The organism is Candidatus Nitrosocosmicus sp. R, assembly GCF_054408505.1.
The window spans coordinates 2,849,071-2,872,976 of record NZ_CP167090.1 but is presented as its reverse complement, the minus strand read 5'-3'; the positions used below and the strand labels follow the sequence as shown (position 1 = coordinate 2,872,976).

General features: G+C 34.4%; 27 protein-coding genes. 24 read left to right on the top strand and 3 right to left on the bottom strand.

The annotated features are described in order from the left end of the window. Positions 1-11 precede the first annotated feature (11 nt). The 15 genes from AAGU22_RS14840 (at position 12) to AAGU22_RS14770 (ending at position 12,470) form a co-directional block, all read left to right on the top strand. Positions 12-908: an urea transporter gene (locus AAGU22_RS14840; protein WP_458719878.1), complete on the top strand. Its 897-nt coding sequence runs from the start codon at positions 12-14 to the stop codon at positions 906-908. Next, on the top strand, positions 905-1,135 hold the full coding sequence (locus tag AAGU22_RS14835; RefSeq protein ID WP_458719877.1) for an urea transporter: 231 nt from the start codon (positions 905-907) through the stop codon (positions 1,133-1,135). The genes AAGU22_RS14840 and AAGU22_RS14835 overlap by 4 nt, the downstream gene beginning before the upstream one ends. A 169-nt stretch (positions 1,136-1,304) precedes the next feature. Continuing rightward, positions 1,305-1,904, top strand: coding sequence for a hypothetical protein (locus AAGU22_RS14830; protein WP_458719876.1), 600 nt, complete (start codon positions 1,305-1,307; stop codon positions 1,902-1,904). Between the two features lie 117 nt (positions 1,905-2,021). After that, positions 2,022-2,324, top strand: a complete 303-nt coding sequence (locus tag AAGU22_RS14825; RefSeq protein WP_196817341.1) for an urease subunit gamma — start codon at positions 2,022-2,024, stop codon at positions 2,322-2,324. Between the two features lie 64 nt (positions 2,325-2,388). Continuing rightward, the gene (gene ureB, locus AAGU22_RS14820; protein ID WP_458719875.1) at positions 2,389-2,763 is read left to right on the top strand and encodes an urease subunit beta; all 375 of its coding nucleotides are present in this window, start codon (positions 2,389-2,391) and stop codon (positions 2,761-2,763) included. Between the two features lie 12 nt (positions 2,764-2,775). Further along, positions 2,776-4,503 (top strand): urease subunit alpha, encoded by a 1,728-nt coding sequence (gene ureC, locus AAGU22_RS14815; protein WP_458719874.1) that lies wholly within the window; start codon positions 2,776-2,778, stop codon positions 4,501-4,503. A gap of 120 nt (positions 4,504-4,623) precedes the next feature. Beyond that, on the top strand, positions 4,624-6,183 hold the full coding sequence (locus AAGU22_RS14810; protein ID WP_458719873.1) for a TCP-1/cpn60 chaperonin family protein: 1,560 nt from the start codon (positions 4,624-4,626) through the stop codon (positions 6,181-6,183). Between the two features lie 6 nt (positions 6,184-6,189). Next, positions 6,190-6,609 (top strand): hypothetical protein, encoded by a 420-nt coding sequence (locus tag AAGU22_RS14805; protein ID WP_458719872.1) that lies wholly within the window; start codon positions 6,190-6,192, stop codon positions 6,607-6,609. 121 nt (positions 6,610-6,730) lie between these two features. Further along, entirely contained in the window at positions 6,731-7,297 is a 567-nt protein-coding gene (locus AAGU22_RS14800) for an urease accessory protein UreE (protein WP_458719871.1), read from the top strand. After that, positions 7,287-8,009, top strand: a complete 723-nt coding sequence (locus AAGU22_RS14795) for an urease accessory protein UreF (RefSeq protein ID WP_458719870.1) — start codon at positions 7,287-7,289, stop codon at positions 8,007-8,009. The genes AAGU22_RS14800 and AAGU22_RS14795 overlap by 11 nt, the downstream gene beginning before the upstream one ends. Continuing rightward, positions 7,975-8,685, top strand: coding sequence for an urease accessory protein UreG (gene ureG / locus AAGU22_RS14790; RefSeq protein WP_458719869.1), 711 nt, complete (start codon positions 7,975-7,977; stop codon positions 8,683-8,685). Before AAGU22_RS14795 ends, ureG begins: the two co-directional genes overlap by 35 nt. 16 nt (positions 8,686-8,701) lie before the next feature. Further along, positions 8,702-9,637 (top strand): urease accessory protein UreD, encoded by a 936-nt coding sequence (locus AAGU22_RS14785; RefSeq protein ID WP_458719868.1) that lies wholly within the window; start codon positions 8,702-8,704, stop codon positions 9,635-9,637. A gap of 97 nt (positions 9,638-9,734) precedes the next feature. Then, positions 9,735-10,760: a metal ABC transporter substrate-binding protein gene (locus AAGU22_RS14780; RefSeq protein ID WP_458719867.1), complete on the top strand. Its 1,026-nt coding sequence runs from the start codon at positions 9,735-9,737 to the stop codon at positions 10,758-10,760. 47 nt (positions 10,761-10,807) lie between these two features. Then, a complete protein-coding gene (locus AAGU22_RS14775) occupies positions 10,808-11,548 on the top strand; it encodes a metal ABC transporter ATP-binding protein (protein ID WP_458719866.1) in 741 nt (246 codons plus the stop codon). A 10-nt stretch (positions 11,549-11,558) separates the two neighbouring features. Then, entirely contained in the window at positions 11,559-12,470 is a 912-nt protein-coding gene (locus tag AAGU22_RS14770) for a metal ABC transporter permease (RefSeq protein WP_458719865.1), read from the top strand. Positions 12,471-12,722: 252 nt separating this feature from the next. Here AAGU22_RS14770 and AAGU22_RS14765 read toward each other — a convergent pair whose 3' ends face one another. Both AAGU22_RS14765 and AAGU22_RS14760 read right to left on the bottom strand, forming a co-directional pair. After that, the gene (locus AAGU22_RS14765; RefSeq protein WP_458719864.1) at positions 12,723-13,931 is read right to left on the bottom strand and encodes an NAD(P)/FAD-dependent oxidoreductase; all 1,209 of its coding nucleotides are present in this window, start codon (positions 13,929-13,931) and stop codon (positions 12,723-12,725) included. Between the two features lie 57 nt (positions 13,932-13,988). After that, positions 13,989-15,317, bottom strand: coding sequence for a cytosine permease (locus AAGU22_RS14760; RefSeq protein WP_458719863.1), 1,329 nt, complete (start codon positions 15,315-15,317; stop codon positions 13,989-13,991). A 125-nt stretch (positions 15,318-15,442) separates the two neighbouring features. On the opposite strand from AAGU22_RS14760, the gene AAGU22_RS14755 reads away from it, so the two are divergent. From AAGU22_RS14755 to AAGU22_RS14730, 6 genes are all read left to right on the top strand, one after another. After that, positions 15,443-16,096 carry a hypothetical protein gene (locus AAGU22_RS14755; protein ID WP_458719862.1) on the top strand — a complete coding sequence of 218 codons (654 nt, stop codon included), beginning with the start codon at positions 15,443-15,445 and terminating at the stop codon, positions 16,094-16,096. Between the two features lie 29 nt (positions 16,097-16,125). Continuing rightward, positions 16,126-16,527 carry a zinc ribbon domain-containing protein gene (locus AAGU22_RS14750; protein ID WP_458719861.1) on the top strand — a complete coding sequence of 134 codons (402 nt, stop codon included), beginning with the start codon at positions 16,126-16,128 and terminating at the stop codon, positions 16,525-16,527. A gap of 389 nt (positions 16,528-16,916) precedes the next feature. After that, positions 16,917-17,324, top strand: coding sequence for a hypothetical protein (locus AAGU22_RS14745; protein WP_458719860.1), 408 nt, complete (start codon positions 16,917-16,919; stop codon positions 17,322-17,324). Between the two features lie 22 nt (positions 17,325-17,346). Next, positions 17,347-18,078, top strand: a complete 732-nt coding sequence (locus tag AAGU22_RS14740) for a 7-cyano-7-deazaguanine synthase (protein WP_458719859.1) — start codon at positions 17,347-17,349, stop codon at positions 18,076-18,078. Then, positions 18,065-18,874, top strand: coding sequence for a 7-carboxy-7-deazaguanine synthase QueE (locus tag AAGU22_RS14735; RefSeq protein WP_458719858.1), 810 nt, complete (start codon positions 18,065-18,067; stop codon positions 18,872-18,874). Before AAGU22_RS14740 ends, AAGU22_RS14735 begins: the two co-directional genes overlap by 14 nt. A 90-nt stretch (positions 18,875-18,964) precedes the next feature. Next, positions 18,965-19,237: a hypothetical protein gene (locus AAGU22_RS14730; RefSeq protein WP_415310744.1), complete on the top strand. Its 273-nt coding sequence runs from the start codon at positions 18,965-18,967 to the stop codon at positions 19,235-19,237. On the opposite strand, the gene AAGU22_RS14725 is transcribed toward AAGU22_RS14730, so the two are convergent. Further along, positions 19,234-20,253 (bottom strand): replication factor C small subunit, encoded by a 1,020-nt coding sequence (locus AAGU22_RS14725; protein WP_458719857.1) that lies wholly within the window; start codon positions 20,251-20,253, stop codon positions 19,234-19,236. The two genes, AAGU22_RS14730 and AAGU22_RS14725, sit on opposite strands and share 4 nt — an antisense overlap. A 109-nt stretch (positions 20,254-20,362) precedes the next feature. On the opposite strand from AAGU22_RS14725, the gene AAGU22_RS14720 reads away from it, so the two are divergent. From AAGU22_RS14720 to AAGU22_RS14710, 3 genes are all read left to right on the top strand, one after another. Then, complete coding sequence (locus AAGU22_RS14720; protein WP_458719856.1) at positions 20,363-20,956, top strand: hypothetical protein; 594 nt, start codon at positions 20,363-20,365, stop codon at positions 20,954-20,956. 25 nt (positions 20,957-20,981) lie between these two features. Further along, on the top strand, positions 20,982-23,075 hold the full coding sequence (locus AAGU22_RS14715) for a minichromosome maintenance protein MCM (protein WP_458721796.1): 2,094 nt from the start codon (positions 20,982-20,984) through the stop codon (positions 23,073-23,075). A gap of 70 nt (positions 23,076-23,145) precedes the next feature. Continuing rightward, a complete protein-coding gene (locus AAGU22_RS14710) occupies positions 23,146-23,760 on the top strand; it encodes a hypothetical protein (RefSeq protein WP_458719855.1) in 615 nt (204 codons plus the stop codon). Positions 23,761-23,906: the final 146 nt, after the last annotated feature.

Sequence of the window (23,906 nt, the reverse complement as noted above, 5' to 3'; positions counted from 1 at the left end):
AAAATCCTTGTATGGGAGTACCAACATATTCGTCAGGAGACCCTTTTGTAGATTTCTTCTATATACTGTTTAATGGCATCTCTGAAGTTCCTTTGATTAGTTCGCCGGTAACTGGTATTTTTATTCTTGCAGGTGTCCTACTAGCTTCGCGCAAAGCAGGTATCATGATGGTAGCTGCAGGATTAATTGGTGCAGGAACTGCGTTACTACTGGGTGCCGATTATACACTAGTTACTTTTGGGTTGTTTGGGTATAATTCGATATTAACCGGAATGGCCTTCTGGTCTGGACCGTTTGTAAAAGCCAACAGGGTGACATTGACACTCTCGATATTTGGAGCAGTCATAACTGCAGTAGCTTGGATGGCGTTTTCGCATTTTATGGGCGATATATTTAGTCCACAGGCACCCGGCGTTACTAATGCAGTGGCAATCCCAGGATTTACATCTTCGTTTATCTTCACTACTTGGGCTATGATGTATGCGAGTAAACGATATGGATATGATGTTTGGCCTGAAGTACCTCCTGCTGTTAAAGAGGACAAAATTCCCGGAAGCGATAATCCTCTCCCACCTGAAAAATTCAAATGGACCGCCAAAGAATTCATCGTTGCTACTTTCAAAGGTGTATCTCAGGTTACCTTTGTGGAGAATTGGAAGACTGGTGTTTTCTGGGTCGTAGGTCTGACTTTGGCATTTGAATTGGCACCTGCAATAGCTGGTGTACAAGATAGAGCTTGGTTTACAAATGCGTATACATCAGGATGGAATGAATATTCGCCGTTATATCTTGCTGGAGTTATGGCCTTAATAGGATCAGCAATTGGTGCTGCTTTATCTATATTGATGAAGCTGCCTACTCATGAGACTAGGATTGGTTTGCACGGGTTTAATAGGTACTGGTTATGATTGCATTAACTAGTTTTGTGCCTCTTACTCCACAGTCATTCTTACTGGCGATCCTTGCTACAGTAACTTGTTCCGTGGTGGTAATGCCTGCGCTCCAAAAGTTCTTTGGTCAGTGGGGATTACCTGCACTTACAGGGCCATTTGTATTCACTGCATGGGTTTACATGATTGCTATTTTCGGATTCACTAACATACCCGCAGGGATAGGCTGGTCTAGGGCAGGATAGTCTAGTTTTATTCAAGACTAACCAACAAACCCACCAACCGATCAGCAGCGCCATTAATTTTTCATTTTCTTTTGTTCTATCTATTCTTGAATTTTCCTGCCTTGACCTAATTGTTATTTTAAAATCATTCAATTAAAGTATATTTTACGTCTTTTATCTTACTACTGTAGTGTCCGAGCTTGAGATAAATCTGAAAAAAATCAAATCTGATTCAAAAATGTCAGATAGTCAAAAAATTAAGAAGTTTTATGATTTAATGCTTGCTCAAAATATTGAACCTATTGTGTTGAGGCTTTCGGGTTATATTAAAAGCAAACCCATGAAGATTGATTATCTTCTTACGTTTACCCCTACTAGAATTATCATGGTTAAAAAAAATGTGTTACGAAAACTGACAGATCCGGGTTTTGTTGCTGGAATTGGACCGTATCTTTATTATGTTCTGTCTGAAAAATTAGAATACTCTGATATTAAGATAAAGGATTCATTTATTTCTAAAGAACACGGTTCAGTAGCAGCGGGAGCAGGAGCAGCAGACACGTCCAACGAAGTCTCTATCAAATACCCGGATGTAAAAAAAATGGTATTTTACCCTGATACCAGAACTTTGATTTCTAATATGCTTGGCACTGCTATAAATGAAAATGTACTCGTAATTCATACAATGAAAGAAAAATATGAATTCAGACTCCCAACTGGAAAAAATGGTCACTACGACAAAACATACTATTGGTTAAAGATGTGTTTACCTGTTAAAATTTCTGACTAATGACATCCGATTTAGTCGACATCGACTAAATATTTGATAATGGTAATTGTTCATATATATTAATTATTATTTTGAATTTTAAAATAACTCACTAGGTTTGTTATATGTGAATTAAACATGATGTTAGCCCCAAGAGAGATTGAAAAAATGATGATATGGACGGCAGCACAAATTGCCGAGGGTAGAAAACAGAAAGGAGTAAAACTAAATTATCCTGAATCAATTGCTTATATAGCCAATTTTGTTGTAGAAGGAGCACGAGAAGGAAAATCAGTCGCAGAATTAATGACGTCTGCAAGAAATATTTTAAAACGAGCGGATGTTATGGAGGGAGTGCCTGAGATGATACATACAGTACAGGTGGAAGTTACATTTCCAGACGGGACAAAATTAGTTACCGTTCATGATCCAGTTCAATAGGTGAGTTATGAATGACAATTAAAATTATTTCTAAATTGAATTTAAACGGAGGTTCTAATTTATAATGATTCCAGGAGAATATATTTTATCTGAAGGCGATGTACCTTGCAACGAAAACAGAAAAACCATAAAGATTACTGTAAAACATACTGGTGACAGGCCATGTCAAATAGGATCACATACACACTTCTTTGAAATCAACAAAGTTCTTGATTTTCCAAGAGAGCAAGCATTTGGTTATCGATTAAATATAACAGCTGGTACCTCAGTAAGATTTGAACCAGGTGACACAAAGGAAGTTGAATTGTGTGAATTAGGGGGATCAAAAGTTTGCTTTGGATTTAATGGTCTAACAAATGGAAGTATGAAGTCATCAAATATAAAGAAATCCACAATGGAAAAAGCCAAGTTCTTTGGTTTTAAAGGAATGGGTAATTAGGAGAGGATATTATTGGTCTTAAAAGTAACAAAAAAACAATATACTGATCATTTTGGCCCAACTACAGGCGACAAGGTTCGTTTAGGTGATACAGATCTCTTAATTGAGATTGAAAAGGATCTCATAACTCATGGAGATGAATGTGTATTTGGAGGAGGAAAAACACTTCGAGATGGTCAAGCTCAAACACCTGGTGTTACCAGTGCAGGCGGTGCTTTGGACTATGTAATCACGAATGCTGTAGTGCTTGATCCTGTGATTGGGATAGTGAAGGGTGATATAGGTATTAAAGATGGTAAAGTTGCAGGTATCGGAAAAGCCGGAAATCCATTAGTAATGGATGGTGTTGATAGAAACCTAATCGTATCTGCATGTACTGAGGCAACGGCTGGTGAGCATACAATCTGTACTCCAGGACATTTTGATACCCACATTCACATGATTTCTCCGCAGCAGTACATAGATGGAATCAGTAATGGTATATGTAACATGATAGGTGGTGGTACTGGTCCTGCAGATGGTACTAATGCTACCACGTGTACTCCAGGTACATTTAACATTAGTAGGATGTTAGAATCAGTAGAGGACATTCCAATGAATTATGGATTTTTAGGCAAAGGCAATGATTCTCATCCATCGTTAGCCACCCAAATGGAACAAATCGAAGCCGGTGTTTGTGGACTAAAAGATCATGAAGATTGGGGAACTACTCCTGCTGTTTTGGATGCATCACTTCGTGCGGCTGATTTAACTGATGTTCAAGTTGCAATACACACTGATTCCATAAATGAATGTGCTTATTTAGAGGATACCGTTAATGCCATCGACGGAAGAGTTGTCCACAGCTATCATACAGAAGGAGCAGGTGGTGGTCACGCTCCAGATATACTTGCCATCGCAGCAGAACAAAACGTTTTACCTTCCTCAACCAATCCTACAAGACCATTTACTGTCAATACTATTGATGAACACCTTGATATGCTCATGTTTTGTCACCATCTTAACCCTGGTGTTGCAGAAGATGTCGCTTTTGCAGACTCTAGAATTAGAGCCGAAACAATAGCAGCCGAGGATGTAATGCATGATGAGGGAGTTCTTAGTATGTATTCATCAGACAGTCAAGCTATGGGTAGAATTGGAGAGGTTGTAATTCGTGCATGGCAAACTGCCGACAAAATGAAAAAAATGAAAGGAAAACTGAAAGGTGAGGAAGGTGACAACGACAATTTAAGAGCAAAGCGCTATATTGCAAAAACAACCATCAATCCTGCCATAACTCATGGTGTCGCAGACTATCTAGGATCCCTTGAAGTAGGAAAGTATGCTGATATAGTCATGTACAACAATGCTTTCTTTGCTGCAAAGCCAAAAATGGTCTTTAAAGGTGGGTTTATTGCTTGGTCTATAATGGGAGATCCAAATGCTTCTTTGCCAACACCAGAACCGGTATTTTATAGACCAATGTTTGGTGCTATGGGGCGTGCTGTAAAGAAGACTTCTTTTACTTTCATGTCAAAAAAATCATTAGAGCTTGGCGTCCCTCAGAAACTAGGATTAGAAAAAACTACATTGGCTGTTAAAAACTGCAGAAGTATAGGAAAGAAAGACATGCTGTGGAATGATAAAACACCAGAAATTACTGTAGATCATGAAACATATGAAGTAAAGATTGACGGGCAGATCGCTACTGTTGATCCAGCAAAGGAACTAACTTTAGCACAAAGATACTTTATGGCATAAGGGTTCTTCCCAACCACTTCCAACTATCTTTTTTTCTTTCTAAAGTTTATCTTGCTTTAATTTCTATTCAGCATTAATATTTCTGATACATTTATCTCTTGGTCTTTAATTTTAGAAAATATGTCTTCACCACAAAATTTTGGAGTTTGGAAACCAATTGCTGAAAATATTGAATTCAATGCTTTAGAGTCTAATTCAAACGCGGTAATGGCCGTAGCTGAAACGGTGAGAACCACCCTGGGACCAAAAGGGTTGGATAAACTTTTGATCGATCAATCAATGAATAGACATGTATCTAACGACGGTGTTACCATATTACTTTCATTGAGAGCAATTCATCCTGTCGCGAGAATGATAGTAGAAATTGCAGAAAGACAGGAGCAAAAAGTAGGCGATGGAACAACAACGGCTGTAATTTTGGCAGCCGAGATGATCAAAGAAGGTAAAAGATTAATTCGTGAACTTGCGGTACATCCTACTAAGGTCGTTGAAGGCATTGAAAGTGGTATAAAACATTCTTGCGAATTGCTAAAAAAAAGTGCCATAAAGATCAACCTTGATGCTCCTGAACTCGATCAAATCGTAAAAACGAGCTTGTCATCAAAATTGGATGGTCGAATATTGCATACGTTGGTAGTTAAAGCGTTACGTACCGTGGGAAAAGATGCGATTTACAACGGATTATATGATTTTGATAAGGCAGTACAGGTAATAAGAAGAGTAGATATTGAAGATAAAATTTTTAATGGCATTGTTTTGGAAAGAAAAAGAATAGATCCGGAACTTCCCAGCAAAGTTGAAAATTCGAAAATTCTAATTTTGAGATTGGATCTAAAACCCGTAAAAGAGTCATGGATCAAAGAAAATAGTAAATATCAAGATATTCTTACTATGGAAAAAGATCGTTTGGAAAAATCAAAAAAAATTGTTGATACCATAGTTGAAACGGGAGCAAATACTCTTTTTATTGCTTCACCTGAAGTGGATCAAATAGTCGAAGATCTTTTTGTATCAAAGGGATTATTTGCGGTCCACATTTCAAATGAAGAAATAGAATATTTGTCAAGATATACGGGCGCAAAACCTGTGCGAACACTAGATGATCTAAAAAATAAAGATATCCTTGGTGATTCTGAGAAAATATACGAGGATGAGGATAACGGTATAATATATTTGGAAAATGGTAGAGGAAAGAAGATCATCACTGTGCTGATATCAGGTTCTACAAAGGAAACATCGTTAGAGAGATGGAGATCAACAATTGATGGAATAAATGCTGCAGAAGCTGCATTAAATTACGGAATTGTTCCAGGGGGTGGTGCTGCCGAATTGCATATTATTGAAAAAATCAAAAAACTCAAACTCAGTGGATTGGAGCAAGTAGGCCTAGAAGTGGTAACATCTGCACTTGAAAGTATTATGAGACAAATATTAACAAATGCCGGATTTAACGGTTTAGAAAAAGTAATGAATGCTAAAGCTTCCCCGGATGGATATGGAGTTGATATCGACAGTGGTGAAATTGTAAATATGGTTTCTAAAGGCGTTTTAGATCCAGTTTTAGTAAAAACAATGGCATTGGAAGCATCAGGCGAAATGGCCAAATCTGTTTTAAGGATTGATAAGAATTTAGCTGCAGACGACCTCAATCCTCAAGCACTTGCTGATTCAAAAAGGTGATTACTATTGCAAATTAGACATTGTACTGAAAAGTCCAATATTGATGATTCTATGTTAATCATCGACCCTTTGCAAATTAGACATGTGATTGTCAAATTTGGAAAATTGTTTTCGATTTCAGGTTTGATAGACCCCAAATCTCACCTCAATCTTGATTATCCTTATCACTTGGTAAGACAATGTGTGGTGGCTCAAAAATTTGAGGTTGGTTCAAAAATTGAAATATCTGATGGAGGGCTAGTATTTGTCGAATTAGATCCTAGCAACTATAAACACTACGGAAAGTATGATTACACTCAAAATTTACAAAATATGATAACCGCTGTGAACAAAATAAGGAATCCTAATCCAGATCTCGATCCAAAAAACAACACAAATGATCTAGAAAGTGTTAATGACAACGTCAGTAGAGACAATAAAACATAAGTTTCAAGATGTTTCTGTTTGGTCAGAAAATAATATTGACGAATATCTTAGCTTGACTCAAAATAAGATTAAGATATTAAAATTGTTTTTATGGATAAGATTGACCTCTATATGATATCTGATGTTAACCATTACAACTATTATAGGAAACATAAAGAAAGATTCACAATTATATCAAAAATATGAAGAGTCAGTTAAAAAAAATACCGTCGAGAATGTAGTAATTCAAAGATCTGAAACCGAGAAGGTTAGAATGAGAAAAGTTTCAGACAAAGAAACTGATATCGGATTTATTTTGCCTTCTAGAACCCATCTTAGAGACGGTGATGTAGTTTTTCTTGATGATACTAAAATGATAGTCATAAAATTATCTCCTGAGCTTGTGGCTATCTTGAATATTAAAAATCATTTACACAATAACCATGACCATGGAGATGACCATGAACACAAGCATGAGCGAGCCAACGATAATGAACTCACTAACTTGGCACTAAAGGTAGGACATACTATTGGAAACTTACATAGGCCATTAAAAATCGAAAATCGTGATATAATTTTTCCTATTCAAAGTCCCGATGAAATAAATCTATTTTTGAGATTGTTGTCAGATTTAAAAGACTACATAGAAATTCGCTCAGAGCAACTCATTTTTGAACCTGATCAGGGATTTGACATTCATGCACACTGATAAGGATATCGAATCAATACCATCCATTGCGGATTTAAGTTTCTTACAATTATCTGATTCTTTTTTTCCAACGGGTTTGTACACGACTTCAAATGGCCTGGAATTATTGTTTTATGATAAAAACAGAAAGCTAACATACGGCGAGATTTCGGATTTCATCAAAGCTTACCTTTTACAGCAAATAGGACCTACTGATTGCTGTGTTGTAGGTAATGTGTATAATTGTATTCAAAAGAAAGACTTTATGTCGTTATTAGAATTGGATAATACATATTATTTTATGAGACTTGTAGATGAGACTCGTTCGGCCTCAACAAGATCAGGAATCCAGTTCCTAAGATGTGTTTCTGCATTTATTCATAATGATGAATATTTGGATTTCTATTCAAAAAATATTAAGAGCGGTCATGCAAAGGGAGTTTATCCTTTATCATACGCCTTGGGATGCAATTCTATGAAAATAACTAAAGAGCGATCTGGTTTGATGTTGCTGTATGGGTTTGTTGTCAGTGTAATTGGAGCTACCCTTAGATTGGGTATTCTTCAGCATATTGAGGGGCAGATGCTTATAGATGAGATGAAACCAGTGATTCTATCAACAGTGAAAAAAAATATCAATAGACCTCTTGAGAGTATGTGGCAATTTATTCCTCAACTTGACATAATTCAAATGCATCATGAACAGATGGATTCAAAAATGTTTATTACTTGATTTTTTCCTTTATTTTTATGTGGCACTTTCAAGAATACCACGTATAGGCATAGGCGGACCTGTTGGATCAGGAAAAACCATGTTAATCGAACAATTAGTTCCTATTTTAAAGAATGATGGATATAACGTTGGAATTATTTCTAACGATGTTGTTTCTAGAGAAGATGCCGATAGAATGAGAAAAAACCTTGCCACCGAAAAAGGATTAATGCCAGAGGATCTAGTAATAGGCATTGCTACAGGAGGCTGCCCTCATACTGCAGTGAGAGAAGATCCTTCAATTAATATATCTGTTGTAGAGGAGATGGAATCCAAGCACCCCAATCTTGATTTGATAATAATTGAGAGTGGAGGCGATAACATTACAACCACATTTAGTCCTGCGCTGGCCGACTATTTTATTTATATTATCGATGTTTCTGGAGGGGATAAATATCCAAGAAAGCGTGGACTTGGAATCGAAACGTCTGATTTATTGGTAATCAACAAGATAGATATTGCCTCTTTCATAGGTGCTGACCTAAGCATCATGGAGCGAGACGCCAAAATTGTTCGAAATGAAAAACCATATGTTTTTGTTAATAGCAAAACAGGTCAGGGTGTTAAAACCGTGGCAGAACAAATCGTAAAGAATGTCTTATTTGATTCACCTCCTAAATCGGTAGCCATCAATTAATCTTTTATTGATTTCAATGAGTTTGTATAATCTTTCTTATTGTACTCCTGAAAATATTCCTGCTGAAATTCTAAATTACGATAATCCATTGGAACAATTGGCAGTAGGACAATCAGGTAAATTAGGTATTTTAGAACTTGGTCTAGAATATAATCCAAGTAGTCATAAAACATCCATAAAACACCAATATTACAAGGTTCCTTTGTGCATAAAACGTGCCCTTTATCTTGAAGAAACATTTCCCGAGATGGCTTATGTTTATATTATTTCTCCATCTGGAGGCATTTTACAAGGTGATAGGTATAGAATTGATATTACACTTACTAATTCAGCTAAGTCACATGTTACTACTCAAAGTGCTACTAGAATATACAGGATGAATAAAAACTTTGGATCTCAAATAATAAATTTGAATGTTGATAAAGATTGTTACTTAGAATATATACCTGATCAAATAATACCATTTAGAGATTCTAGATTCTATCAGGTTTCAAATATTAAGGTTCATGATGAAGCTACCTGTATTTATTCTGAAATATTAACTCCTGGTAGGGTTGCTAGCAATGAATCTTTTGAATACGATATATGTTATATGAAAGTCAAGTCAGTAAATCAAGATGATAAATTAAGACTAATTGATGTAGCAAAAATAGAACCCAAGGAGGAAAATATACAATCTTTTGGAATATTGAATAATTATGAAATACTGGGGAGTGTTTATATTCTAACCCCTAAGGATAAAGTAAACATCATACAAAATGAAATACTAGAAATTTTGTCTGGAACAAAAGAAGCTATTGGGGGATGTACAAAATTGCCCGGTGAAAATGGTTTATTGATCCGGTTGTTAGGCTCATTTGTTTATGATATCCGTGACATTATTTATTCTATAGTTAGAATAGTAAGAAAAAATGTTCTAAATGTTTCATTTAGCAAAATGAGAAAGATATGATCTAAGCAGCCCCTTATCTACTATAAATGCATTTTTTGGCCCAAAACCAATAACTCGCTATTAAAAAAATTTATAAAATCATTTATAATGATTCAGAATGTCAGAAAATTTTTTTAATAACACCAAAATACTGTTTGTAGCTACATTTACAATACTTTTGTCTTTGCTAGCAGTGGTCTCCTCCATAAGCATTGATAATAATCTGAATTCCGTTTATGCAGCTAATAAAACATTAAACGTCATTACATCTGTGTCTCCAATAACTAATATTGTTAAAAATATAGCCGGAGACAAAATAAACCTGACCGGTTTGGTACCAGAAGGTGTAAATTCACATACCTTTGAACCCGTTCCATCTGATATAGTAAAATTAAGCAATGCAGATCTTGTTATCATTAATGGATTGTTTCTAGAGGACAATATGGAAAAAGTTGTAAATGAGTCACTTAAGAACAAACCCGACATTCAATTGTTAAAACTTGCTGTTGGTACCATTAATTCAACAGATTGGATATTTGATTTTAGTTTCCCTAAAGAACAGGGCCATCCTAATCCTCATGTATGGTTAAATCCCGGAAATGCTATGAAGTTTGCTAATTTAACTAAAGATAAGCTAATCGAGATGGATCCCAATAATACTGCTTATTATACAGAGAACGCTGAAAAGTACATTGCTTTACTAAAACAGCTAGATGAAGGAATAAAAGCAGCAGTACAAAGTGTACCGCCCGAAAATAGAAAATTGATAACCTATCATGATTCTTGGGCATACTTTGCACCAAGGTATAACATGACCGTGATTGGTGCTGTGCAACCATCAGATTTTTCAGAACCATCGCCTCTTGATATAGCCAAATTGATCGATCAAATAAAGGCTGAAAAGGTGCCTGCCATCTTTGCATCAGAGGTCTTTTCAAATAGAATTACCGATCAAATAGCTAAAGAAGCTGGTGTAGATATAGTACAGACCTTGAGAGATGATGCACTTCCTGGTAATTTAACAAGTCCTAACCATACGTATGTAGGAATGATGCTTGATAATATGGAGCACATGGTAGTCCCATTAGGGGGAAATACTAGCAGCCTATCTAACATAAATCCTGAGAATACATACACACCATAATTTTTTTTCATTAAATATTAATAAACATCTCAAATGATATCATTAAGATGGGCTCCTTTGAATATCTAAAATTAACTGGTGTATCCTATGGATTTACCTATCATGATTTTGTAGTCGAGGGAGTCAATTTGTCTATACCAAAAGGTCGATTTGTTTCTATAGTAGGTCCTAGCGGATCTGGAAAAACCACTTTATTAAAACTAATTTGTGGGATTTACGAACCTTGGAATGGAGATATCGAGTACATTTGCAATGACTGTGATTCCATTTTCTATTATCCATCTGTTGGATATGTTCCACAGATAGAAACCATTGATTGGAATTTTCCAGTTTCTGTACAAGAGGTCATAGCAATGGGATCATGGAACTACAAAAGTTATCTTCCATGGATAGATAAAAAATTGAAAAATCAAATAAAAGATACTTTAAAAATATTAGGATTAAGCGGCTACGAAAAACGACACATTCGCGCACTTTCTGGAGGAGAGCAACAACGTGTCTTTTTGGGCAGGGCATTGATTAGAAACCCTGATGTTCTTATTTTGGATGAGCCAACAACGGGTCTAGATTATGTTTCAAGAGAAAAAATATTTGATATACTAAAAACACTCAGCAACAATGGTATGACTGTAATTTTGTCCACTCATGATATAACTCATATTGCCAATCGTTCTCCTTGGATTATTTGTTTTAATAAATATGTGATCGCTGAAGGTCATCCACAAGATGTTCTTAAAGAAGATAACCTTTTAAAAACATATGGACTTTCAGATTACAAAATAAAATAGTGCAGATCATTTGATTGATCTTCTGTTACCATTTCATTATGAATTTTTTGTTAGGGGAGTTATCGTGTCAGTTTTGCTTGGGGGTATTTGTGGCCTAGCTGGAGTATATATTATTTTAAGAGGACTAAGCTATGTTGGTCATGGACTTTCACATGCTGCTTTTGGAGGAGCAATAGTGGGAAATATTGTAGGTTTGAATTACTATGTTGGAGCAATTGTTTGGAGCTACTTGGCTTCTTTTGTGATATATGAAATAAGCAAAAGAAATAAAATTAAACCTGATGCCGCAATAGGGCTGGTCACCACCGCTATTTTTGCATTTGGAGTGTTACTCGTAAGCATTACAAATAGGTATACCAGGAATTTCGAATCACTTTTATTTGGAAATATTTTGGCCATTACCGAACAAGATCTTTATATTATTGTTTCAGTAACAATGCTTTCAGGCGCCTTCTTCTTTTTCCTTCATAAGCGTTTAGTTTTTTCCTTTTTTGATAACGAAAGTGCCAAAATAAGTGGGATTAAGACTTCATATATCGAACTACTTTTTTCATTTGTCCTGGCTACCATAATTATTGTTTCAATGTCTTCAATTGGAGTAACATTACTCGCGTCAGTAATAGTAGGTCCAGCCATTTCTGCCAGGATGTTATCAAATAATTTTTCAAGTGTTTTATTTCTATCGATTATCATAGGATCGGTTGCATCTTTTTGTGGCATGTATGCTAGTTTCTTTTTGGATTCTTCATCTGGTCCCACCATCGTCATGTTTATTACTTTGACCTTTGGAATAACGGCTTTATATGCTGTCTTTAAGAAAATATATCATTCTCATAGCCATGGCGGTGTGTCTCACTCACATCCCCACTTACACACTGATGAACATCGACACGAACACGAACACGAACATAAACATCCATAAAGGTCCATCGAGTCAATTTCTTTTCTTTAGCTGTTTTTTTGAGATTTTCTGCGAATTCGAAGTACTAAATTGATATTGATATTAATATTGATATTAATATTGATATTAATATTGAAAAGTAATCCTATTGTTACTCAGTTTTGAATCCAAATAAATGAAAAACTAAGTTTGTATTATTTTTTTTTGAATTGCCACTTAATTATAGCAAACAAAAGAGAGAAAAATTAGAGTATCTTTTATTATCTTAAAGTACTATGCCAATTTTTCTAAACCTTTAAAGAATGTGAATCCAGCGAAGGTTATACCTGCCATCACTTGCGAAAAAAAGTCATTTTCATATAGATTGACAGATATGTTTTTCCCTCCGGTCTTCAACGATTTCATGTACGTTTGTTTGGTAAATTCATCAATTATCTTTGCAAGATCTCCACTCACCACATAATTATTTAACAATCCAACATATTCATCACTCCCTACAGAAATTATTTGAGCTTTTATTTCATAATCAAATTTTTCTTTTGGATTGTTTCCTTTGGTATAGTGTTCTGCTATGTTGTCTGCCAAATAACGTGCTTGCCTTACTGCGATTTGTGCTAATGGAGGATATAATGTCCCTTTAGAGTTTTTCATTGCTGCCAAATCACCAATCGAATAGATATTTTTATACTGATTAGTTTGGCAATATTCATTTACTATTATTCTACCATCATTGGTCTTGTCGATTGTAGGCTCTATATCTATGTTATATCCTCTTACTCCTGCTGTCCAAATTATTAATGAAGAATTAATCTCTAGACCATCCTTAAGAAATAGAATACGTTCTTCTACTCTTTCCACAAGTGAGTTATGGAAAATCCTTATACCTTTGTCTTTTAAAATCTCTTCAGTTCTATTTTTGACTCTGATATCCCATCCAGGTAATATAGTTGAGGTAGCCTCGATTATGTTTACTTTAATGTTGCTTTTATTTGGTGAAGCATTTATCATCTCCGCCAAAGTGCTCCCAAGACTTATACCTGTGGCCCCGGCTCCTACTATTACTATATTGTGTTTTTTATTTTCTTCATTAATTATTTTTGAAATGTGATCATGAATAATTGAAGCATCGTATATTGATCTAATAGGAAGGGTGTATTTATCAGCACCTGGTATATTGAAGTATTTTGTAGAAGATCCCAAACAAACTATCAATTCATCATATTTGATATCTCCTGAATTCAAAGATATAAGACTCTTGTCAGGAACTATTCTCTTTATATCGTCTTGAATAAAATGTATATTTTTCCCTTGAATTAAGGATGAGATTGGAATTTTCAATTGGTCTGCAGTTCTAAAACCAGATGCTACTAGATGTATTTCTTGCATTAGCTGATGATAATTGTTTCTATCAATCAGTATTATTTCATTTGAATCCTTGTTTAATTTTGATGAAAGGTTAGTACCTAAGAAAAATCCCCGCATAGCCTGCACCCAGGATTACTATTCTCTTTTTCAATGTCGACATTTTACATCATCTTTTTACTCAATTTTCTTGTCTGTAGAATATTCATTATTTTTCAATTTAACTTTTTTTATTAAAAGTTCTATTACTAAGAAGACTAAAATCGAAATTGCTATACTTGGAATCGTTGAACCTATATTTAGTGCAAAATCCTCTACATGAAGCGGCGAAACAGGAGAGAGAATAAAGTAAGTAATACTTCCAACGAAAAATGAAAAGAAGGCTGATATTTTGAACTTGTTGTTTTTTTCATAGAATTTCTCGACAGATATTCGCCCCTTCCTTATGATGTAATAATCCGTCAAAACAATTGCAAAAAGGGGGGCAAATAGTGCTCCTATTATCAATAAAAAGTTTTCATATTGATAAATTGGAATTAAATTGGACAGTACTACTCCTACTATTGTGAAACAAACAACAAGATATTTGTAATTTATTTTGTTATATATGTTCTTAAATGACATTGCAGATGAGAAAATATTTGCAAAAACGTTATCTACTTCATCTACGATTAATACCAGCAAGACAAATCCGTAAAAGAAGGTTTGAATTGCAAGTAGTATTGCAAATATGTCACTAATGCCTAATAAGAGCCCAATTACATAAAAAAGACAGTTTGTAATTGAAAATCCAATAAATGTTCCCAAAAAAGCATTTTTGCTTTTTTTAGCAAACCTATTGTAATCTGCGACCAGAGGTAGCCATGATAATGGCATAGCAATGACTAAATCCAGAGAATTAAAAAAACTAAATTCACTAGAACCTGAATTTAATAAACTGGCTGTATCTAGATTGTTGGCACCCAATATTATATTTATGAGCATGATGATTGTTGAACCGTATACGACCCAGACGGCAAACTTGGTTAACCATTGTTTAACTATTTTTAAGGGTCCCAAAATACAAAAGAGGATGATTACTGTTCCAAAAACGATCGACCAAATATAAAAATCAATATATCCATTACTAAAAATGCTTGCAGCTTTTGATAATATTGTTATCTCAAAAGTCGACCAGCCTATTAATTGAAAGATATTTAAGATTGTAAGAAAATATGAGCCATGCAGACCAAAGGCTGGTCTCATGCTAACTATTGAAGGAATTGAATGGTCACTACCTATTTTGCCTGCTAAGGCTAATAATATCGAGCCTACAATAGATCCTACAATTATTGCAATAATTGCTTCTGATAAATTTGAAGAGGAGATAAATGATCCTGCGGAAATTACCAGTAATCCAATGCCTAAACTAGACCATAATACAAAAAAATTTTTGCCTGATAATACCTTATATTTCTTATCTAATGGATTTATACCAAAGTCTGAATTGTCTTTTAAAAATTTCACAACTATTTCACCCAGAATTATTTTTATAAGATGATAACATTGTCAAGTATAATTTTGTCATAGATTGCTATCTATAGTTGCAGTAATTACATAAATTTAAATTTGTTCTTATTCATTTTCAAGTAATGTCCTTTGGAGTGGATACACTGGGTCTCTTAATCGAGAAACTAAAACAATTAGTTAATGATACTCAAGATAATTATGAATCTTTTTTTGATTCAACTCAGTTATTTAAACAAGGAAAAATGGAAAGTAATGAATATTTTTCAAGAATGGGTGAATTCCTTGTATCTTCTTCAGCTTTAAATTTTTTAGCATGTCGTGTAATTCTCGAACTTAAAACAGCACTCGATAAAACTGGTTCTGCCAAAGGCAAAGGTGAACGGTCTAGTACCTCGCCACCCTCTACCTCCCCCTCTACTTTTCCCTCCTCTTATCCATCCGGATCAGGGAATGGTGGTAGTGGTAGTGGTAGTGGTAGTGGAGGCGGTGGTTTTGGAGTAGATGGTTTTATATCTGCTGGCGGTCATGCGGGATCCTCCTCCACCTCCTCCACCTCCTCCACCTCTCATCCCACTTACCCCTCGACTCCATCTTCCACCAGTGAAGAATACGATTTCCCATTGCCGCAAGAGGTTCCTACCTATAAACCAGTAGATATAATAATTACTAAGCAAGATTCAGCTGATTCAAAAGGGTTGAAAAAAAACTGTATTGTTTGTGCTGCGTCAATTCCAAAACAAGCAAAATTTTGTAATAAATGCGGCAATTCACAATAATTAATAAACACAATTTTTTAGTATATATTATGAAAATCTTTAATGGGAGATTGGCTACTGAAGATTACATGTCCACCCATTCTCTAACCTTTTCCACACCTGAAATGACGCTAAAAAAATTTGCGATTTGGTTGGGTGAACAAATCAAAGATTCGAAAACAGATACACCTACTCCCCGTCTACTTTCATACTTGGAAGAAAAATCCGAATCAAAGACCGGGATGTCCTCTGCTCCTTCTGGGTACCTTCCGGACATAGATGAGACCTTTAAACCCACTGGTGCTATCGCAGATTTTTACTCTACACAACATGAAAACACTTTAAACAATAAACAATCTGGAGATATTGAAAAAAAATACTGTATTAATTGTGGCGGTACAATCAAATATTCTTCTAAATTTTGTAATAAGTGTGGATATGTTCAAGAGTAATTAGCCTTAGGAAATGGAATGATTTTTCCTTTCCTTGGCTGATTTTTCCTTCAGGATTATATAGCACTCATTGCACAAAGTGTCAGAAAATAAATAATTAATAGAATAAAATTTTACTTTATTGCATAATTTACAGGCCTTCATGTTTTTTCTGACAGGTCACATATTTTTAGGATTACCTTATTAAATTATATACTCTGTGAAGTTTTTTAAAGTGAATGACCCGGGTCTTCTCATTCATATTTTTTTTTATATCTGTGTGGTTTGGATTATCTTCGATTTTATCACATATAGTATTTGTTTATAATTTCAGTTATTTCTATTACTACATCATATGGATAGGCTGCTTTGCTGTCTCGTTATTACTTTTTTTGAAACCTATATTATCAATGCGAAAAGTATTTCGAGACCGGGTCTCAACAAGTATTTCTTGGCCATTTCTTATAAAATTGATAAATGGTTTAACCTGGGCTCTACCATTTCTCTTGATCCCATTTTTCCAAAAATATTATCCATTTCTATTGCTTACTGGTTTATCCTTGGGTAACATTTCGACTTTCCTATTCTTAAAAAAATATTCTAAAATTTTCAGTATCGAGCAATTGATAACTGGGGCGTTGCTTCTTTCATCTTTGTTAGTTGTTACAATTTATTATAATTACACAGATCATTATGAGATGATACTTTTTTCTACTAGAGTCATGATTTCAGTTTCATACGGATTAGGGGGATTAGTGGGATATTTTAAGAACGCTGATGACAATGCTCCAGCAGCATCATCGTCAGGTTTACATTAGTGAATGAGGGTAGTAATCATAATTGAAAGAAAAATTTAGTCCCATTCATAATTTTTCTGAGGCTGTTTGTATATTTAGTGGTGGCTTGGATTCTATCAGCACAGCTGCGTATCTAAAAAAAATGGGATTAGAATTGTATTTGATTTCTTTTGATTATGGACAACGCGCATCCAATGAATTGCTCGTTGCAAAGCGCTTTTCAAAATTATTGAAGAGTAAAAAACACGAAATAATTAACATATCGTTTCTAAAAACCTTGCTTGGGAAAACAAATATTTTGACCGGATCCAAATCTAAAATTCCATCAACTTTTGACTATAGTATGGTAGTACCTTTAAGAAATACTGTTTTTTTGACTCTTGCTTCTGTGTGGGCAACTTCTTTAAATATTCCTCTGGTAATATACGGTGCTCATTCAGGAGATACTCGATACCCTGATTGTCGTCCCTCTTTTACACGTTCTCTGGAAAAAGTACTTTATCTGTCTGAAATTGATGGAATTAAATTGGGGATAAGAAAAAAGCTTCATATTTGGTCTCCCGCCATGGATAACCTAAGTAAATCTGAATTGCTTTTGATAGGCTATGAAATATTGGGCGACAAGATTTTTCAATCATGGAGCTGTTATTTGGGATCTACCGATAAAAAAACTAACCTTTCAAATCATTGTGGGATTTGTGAGTCTTGCATGAATCGAAAACAAGCAATTTTGAAAGCTGGTTTGGAGGATAAAACAAATTATGTCAGTTATTAATCCAAAAATCAATAATGATAACGGTGCTGATAATTATGTGGATCATGATGACGGTCTTTCTGTTACCAACAAACATAACAAGGTTCAATTAAATGAAATGTTTGTAAGCATTGAAGGCGAGGGCATTCTTGCAGGAACAAAGACTCTATTCATACGTTTTTCAGGCTGTCATCTCAAATGTCATTGGTGTGATACAAAATACTCTCTATCGCCTACAAGCGGCAAAAGTTATACAATTAATGAAGCTAAATATCTTATCCTTCAACATCTCCAACCAAACCTATATAAAATCAATTTTACTGGAGGAGAACCTTTATTACAAACTCAATCTTTGATTGCCCTTGCGGATTTTGTTAAAAACGAATTAAAGATGAAAACATATCTGGAATCATCTTGTTTTGATTGGAAAAGATTTGAATTGGTTTTGCCTTATTTTGATATTTGTAAAGTTGAATTTAAAACATCTGATTCGAAAGTAATCGAATCCAAATCCTATGAAAATCTTTTAAAAAACGAACTAAGCTGTTTGGATATCGCTTTAAATAGAAGCGATAAAATTTCATTTATAAAAGTCGTATTTACGAATTCCACAACATTAAATGAAGTTAGAGATTTGCTTTCTAGAGTTTTTGAGCGTCCAAATATTGGCAATTTGAGTGGTCTAACACTCCAGCCTAGCTATCAATTTGACTCTCCCTCAACTAAGCAAATATTGAAAATATATGATGAAGTTTGTAGTTTTTATAAAGATGTAAGAGTGATTCCACAAATGCATAAATTATTGGACATGAGTTAATATTTTTAGATAGTTATTTTGTTAAAAAACCTTAGATTTATAAAAAGATAAGGTTATAATAAAGACCGATTCTTTATAGGTAAAATAAGTATGGTGAACACAATCTTTCGGGTACAGTCGCATAAATTCACTCAAGAAAATATACAAACTACTCTTGTTTGTTCAAACTGTGATGAGGTCTTCACCAAAGAATTTCTACTAGACCTTGAGGGTCAAACAATTGAATTTAAGTGTCCAGTTTGTGGAAACTTAGGAGAAGCGGATATCCCATATAAGACCGCGGAAGAACGTGAAGAATTCGAAGAAGATTTCGATGATGTTACAGAAGAGGATGGTGGCGATGAGTTTGAGGATGATTTTTAATTAGATTTGTCTTTTTTCAAATTTATCTTGCCTAATTGTGCTAAAAAGGCTGCGAGTTGTATTTCAGGGTGTGCACCATTTGCAAGTCTATAATCGTATTCTGCAATTATAGATGAAATTTCATAGGGATCTTTCAGATCAAGCTTATAAATCTCTTCATTGGCATATTTTAGAAAATCTGTTTCTGAAACTCCATAAACATATAGTAATTCTAATAGTTTTATTCTTGACTCATTAAATTTGGAATTAATGGCTAATTTTATTATTTCAGCTATTATGCTTTTTCCAGATATACCTATTGCATTTTGAACCTGCTGGGCACTTATATTTCCGTTCACTGAGGCAGCTTGCAATATATTGATCGAATGTCTTAAATCACCATTTGCATGTTCATATATTTTACGAAGTGCTTTCTCTTCGACTTTTACTCCCTCTTTTTTACATATATCATTCAAATATTCAATTACTTCTTCCTCAGAAACCTTTGAAAATCGAAAAATGACGCATCTACTTTGTATTGGTTCAATTATATGTGAAAGATAGTTACAAATAAAAATAAACCTAGTAGTTCTAGCACTATCTTCTATTATTCTTCTCAAAGCTGTTTGAGCCTCTGTGGTCATTTCATCTGCTTCATCCAAAATAATGATCTTGAAGGGCTTCTCATTTTTTTCTTGATTTATTGAAATCTTCATGATCGATGCAAATTCTTTTACTCTTTCGCGAACCATTTTTATTCCTCTCTCATCTGATGCATTGAGCTCTAGAGTATCTCTTTTCCAGTTATCTCCTAGCATTTGTTTTGCAAGGCATAAAGCTGTGGTAGTTTTACCTATCCCTGCAGATCCTGTAAACAATAAATGTGGTAATTCGTTAGGTTTTTTCATTAAATTTTCCAAGCCTTTTACAATTTCTTTTTGATTAATTATTTGAGCTAGATGTTTTGGTCTGTATTTTTCGACCCACATAATATCAGAAATAATCTCTGGCTTCTGCTCCTGGTGCCGTTTTTCCATCGTTATGTACTGTCCATCTTTTTCTAATTTAAAATTATTCAATACTCTGTAGAGGATACCGCTAATACGACATTGAAATTTTATTAACTAAGAATGATAATTACATTTTGTGAATTCATTGCTGCCTACACATGACGATATTGATGAAGTTGATGCTGATGTTGCAAATAACTTAATTTCAGGTATAGATGATATTTCAATCTTCTATACTTTTTCTACTCTAGAATATCTACTAAAGGATGTACGAGTAATGTATTTAAAGGATATTGAAATATCTATAAGACCACTTATTTTTATTAGTGCAAAAGAAGGAGATATGACTTCGGTTCCGAGATGGATCTCTATTATTTTGAGCAAACAAGGTGTAGTAGAAATTCATGATGATGATCAATTATCTTATATTAAAAGAGCATTAAATCGAGAAAGAATATCACCTAGTCATGAGGTATCTACAATAGAACCAGATTTTTATGCACGAGTAAATAATTATCTTCGTACCATCGAAGATAAAGATAGGGAATCATTAATAGTATCTTTGAATCCATTCATAGCTTCTAGACTACAAAAGATAGTCAAACTCTCTGCTTCTTCTCCTTTAGTGCCAGAACTCGAAGAAAAGCTATCGTCAGAAGAAAAACTTCTCTATGAGAATTTCCACAATATGACGTCTAATTTTAAAAAACTGGTGTTAAAGATTGAGTAATGCTGATCCTCCAAATCCATCAAATATGCAGGAACAAGAACAACAAACCATCTCTGCATTATCAAATGAATTGGAGGTTTTTTTACGTTCATTTAAGGATCGTGACGGTAATTACAAGTATTTTGATAAAATTAATAATATGATGGCGACATCATCAACTTCTATTACTATTGATTATATTGATTTTGATAGTTTCAGTCCACTACTTGCAAAGGACATTACACATAATCCAGATGAAATGCTTTCGGCTTTTAATGAGGCCGTTATTTCTGTTCTATTGGAAATACATCCAGATTATACAAATGAGATTAGAGAGCATATTCGGGTAAGAATAGGAAATTACGCTGTTCAAAAAGGACTGCGTGACATAAATGCCGATGTTATTAATAAGTTACTTGGTGTTTCCGGAATGGTAGTACGTTCCTCAGAAGTTAAACCGTTAGGAAAAAGAATTGCCTATAGATGTCTAAATTGCAATCAAATTAGTTTTTCACAATTAAAGGGATTATCTTTAAAAAAACCACAAAGATGCGTTAATTGCTCAGAAAAAGAAATGGAGATGGATGTAGAAAGCAGTCTATTTATCGATTTTCAATTGGTTAGATTACAAGAATTGCCTGAGGATCTTCCTGCAGGGCAACTCCCTCACTATATAGAAGTGACAATTCTTGGTGATTTGGTTGACCAATGCAGACCAGGGGATAGGATTATGTTGACAGGAATTATTAGAATAGATCAAGAAGCTTCCTTTGTTTCGGGAAATTCCACCACTCAAAAGACTTCTTTGTTTAGATTACGAATGGAAGGTAATAATATAGAATATCTTGGGGGTAGGGCTGGAGATAAGAAAACTCGATCAATGGAGCGAATTTCAATCAGTGCAGAAGATGAACGACAAATACTGATCTTGTCAAAAAAACCTGATATCTATGACAAACTAGTATCATCCTTTGCTCCGCATATCTATGGACACGAAGTCATAAAAGAATCCATTTTGCTTTTAATTGTGGGGTCAATTACCAAAAAATTAGATGATGGATCAACACGAAGAGGCGATATAAACGTCCTATTGGTTGGTGATCCTGGAACAGCCAAGTCTGAAATGCTTAAATTTGCCGCAAAAATAGCTCCTAGGGGATTATATACTTCTGGAAGAGGCTCCACTGCAGCAGGACTAACAGCTGCTGTAGTGAGAGATAAATCCGGAATAATGATGCTTGAAGCAGGTGCTGTAGTACTTGGAGATCAAGGGTTGGTTTGTATCGATGAATTCGACAAAATAAAAGCTGAGGATCGTTCAGCCCTTCACGAAGTTATGGAACAGCAAACTTGTTCAGTTGCTAAAGGTGGTATTGTGGCGACATTAAATGCGAGAACCTCTATACTGTCCGCTGCGAATCCCATGTATGGCAAATATGATCCTTATAAAAATATCACTGAAAATGTAAATCTTCCAATTCCTCTTCTTACGAGGTTTGATCTTGTTTATGTGATACGCGATCTTCCAGAAAAAGAAAAGGATAGTAAAATCGCCAGCCATATTTTAGAAATCCATAAGGATGCCCAAAAATCATCTCAGGCCGCTATTAATATAGATCTCTTCAGTAAATACTTGACATTTGCTAAACAAATTATTGAACCCGAGCTGACTCGAGAGGCGATAAATATTATTCGTGATTATTATATGAAAATGAGAAATGTTGATTCAGATAGTATGATTACCGTTACACCCAGGCAATTGGAAGGCCTAGTGAGACTTGCTACTGCTCGCGCAAGATTGCTGTTAAAAGATAAAGTCGAAAGAGAAGATGCAGAAAGATCGTTGTTTCTAGTTCAAAGAATGCTGGAAACCGCAGGCGTTGATGTCAATACTGGTAAAGTTGATCTGGGTGTATTGCATGGAAAACCTTTCAGCGAAATATCAAAACTAAAACTTTTCATGGAAATATTTTCAAGTCTTTCCGGAGAAGAAAAGAATGACGTTGAAGAGAATGTGTTCATTGGAGAACTAGTCAAAACCGGTAAATTTAGTGATTCAGATGCTAAATTGCACATAAAAAAGGCAATGAACGATGGTCAAATTTATGAAAGAAAAGCTGGATTCTATTCTAAAGCCTAGTGACTTTATATAAACAACCAATACAACACGAAAAAATATTTATTATATACATCCTACCTCTTCAATTGCCTTGACTATAGTTTCTGATTCCTATATGGGATTCTTTTTGCCTGGTAACATTTACGAAAGACTATCAAAATTTCTTGATGGAGATTTGGACTTTCCATTCGTCGATCAACATGAAATTTTAGGAATTTTTTTTCTCTTCGGAAAAGATTTTGGAGTCAAAAATGATTTAGATGTATTATCAGCAAAAGATATCACACGAAAAACTATTGATCAACTAAAGCGTGACATTTTTCTATCAAAAAACATAGCTCCGTCTAATATTGAATTGATAAAAGAGAATTATCAAAGAAGGGTTCTTCAAATTTATGTTGAAATGCAAAATAGCCCTGCATTTGAAGAAAGGGAGATAAATAAAAGGATTAGCCGAGACCCTACTTTGCTCATGTATTGTTATGCTCACCATATTTCATACTACAGACAAAAATGTTTTTTTGAAATTTATGATCCTTTTAAAAGAGATCAATTAGATAAAAAATTACATAGTTTATTGTTAAATCGGATGGTTATGTTAAGCTATAACGTGGAAAAATCTGCTGATTTACCTTATAACACTTTGCATCCATTTGTTGATTGGATAATTCAAAATAATACATCCGGGTATAGATCGATATTCTGATCTTATTACTTGTTAATTATATAAATCAATTATAGATCTCTTCTGTAATGTCCAAACAGCTTTTATGAAAAGATATGTGTGAATACATGTGATTTCTCTAAATTATTTTAAAGATAATACAAGAAGAAAAATCAAACGATATTTGT

Bases quoted from the DNA above. Each gene is read 5' to 3' on its own strand.
- AAGU22_RS14775 (WP_458719866.1), top strand. From the start codon at position 10,808: ATGGGCTCCTTTGAATATCTAAAATTAACTGGTGTATCCTATGGATTT.
- AAGU22_RS14725 (WP_458719857.1), bottom strand. From the start codon at position 20,253: ATGGAAAAACGGCACCAGGAGCAGAAGCCAGAGATTATTTCTGATATT.
- AAGU22_RS14840 (WP_458719878.1), top strand. From the start codon at position 12: ATGGGAGTACCAACATATTCGTCAGGAGACCCTTTTGTAGATTTCTTC.
- AAGU22_RS14715 (WP_458721796.1), top strand. From the start codon at position 20,982: ATGCAGGAACAAGAACAACAAACCATCTCTGCATTATCAAATGAATTG.
- AAGU22_RS14735 (WP_458719858.1), top strand. From the start codon at position 18,065: ATGTCAGTTATTAATCCAAAAATCAATAATGATAACGGTGCTGATAAT.
- AAGU22_RS14800 (WP_458719871.1), top strand. From the start codon at position 6,731: ATGTTAACCATTACAACTATTATAGGAAACATAAAGAAAGATTCACAA.
- ureB (WP_458719875.1), top strand. From the start codon at position 2,389: ATGATTCCAGGAGAATATATTTTATCTGAAGGCGATGTACCTTGCAAC.
- AAGU22_RS14765 (WP_458719864.1), bottom strand. From the start codon at position 13,931: ATGCGGGGATTTTTCTTAGGTACTAACCTTTCATCAAAATTAAACAAG.
- AAGU22_RS14825 (WP_196817341.1), top strand. From the start codon at position 2,022: ATGATGTTAGCCCCAAGAGAGATTGAAAAAATGATGATATGGACGGCA.
- AAGU22_RS14780 (WP_458719867.1), top strand. From the start codon at position 9,735: ATGTCAGAAAATTTTTTTAATAACACCAAAATACTGTTTGTAGCTACA.
- AAGU22_RS14755 (WP_458719862.1), top strand. From the start codon at position 15,443: ATGTCCTTTGGAGTGGATACACTGGGTCTCTTAATCGAGAAACTAAAA.
- AAGU22_RS14785 (WP_458719868.1), top strand. From the start codon at position 8,702: ATGAGTTTGTATAATCTTTCTTATTGTACTCCTGAAAATATTCCTGCT.
- AAGU22_RS14745 (WP_458719860.1), top strand. From the start codon at position 16,917: ATGCGAAAAGTATTTCGAGACCGGGTCTCAACAAGTATTTCTTGGCCA.
- AAGU22_RS14795 (WP_458719870.1), top strand. From the start codon at position 7,287: ATGCACACTGATAAGGATATCGAATCAATACCATCCATTGCGGATTTA.
- AAGU22_RS14750 (WP_458719861.1), top strand. From the start codon at position 16,126: ATGAAAATCTTTAATGGGAGATTGGCTACTGAAGATTACATGTCCACC.
- AAGU22_RS14730 (WP_415310744.1), top strand. From the start codon at position 18,965: ATGGTGAACACAATCTTTCGGGTACAGTCGCATAAATTCACTCAAGAA.
- AAGU22_RS14810 (WP_458719873.1), top strand. From the start codon at position 4,624: ATGTCTTCACCACAAAATTTTGGAGTTTGGAAACCAATTGCTGAAAAT.
- ureG (WP_458719869.1), top strand. From the start codon at position 7,975: ATGAACAGATGGATTCAAAAATGTTTATTACTTGATTTTTTCCTTTAT.
- AAGU22_RS14835 (WP_458719877.1), top strand. From the start codon at position 905: ATGATTGCATTAACTAGTTTTGTGCCTCTTACTCCACAGTCATTCTTA.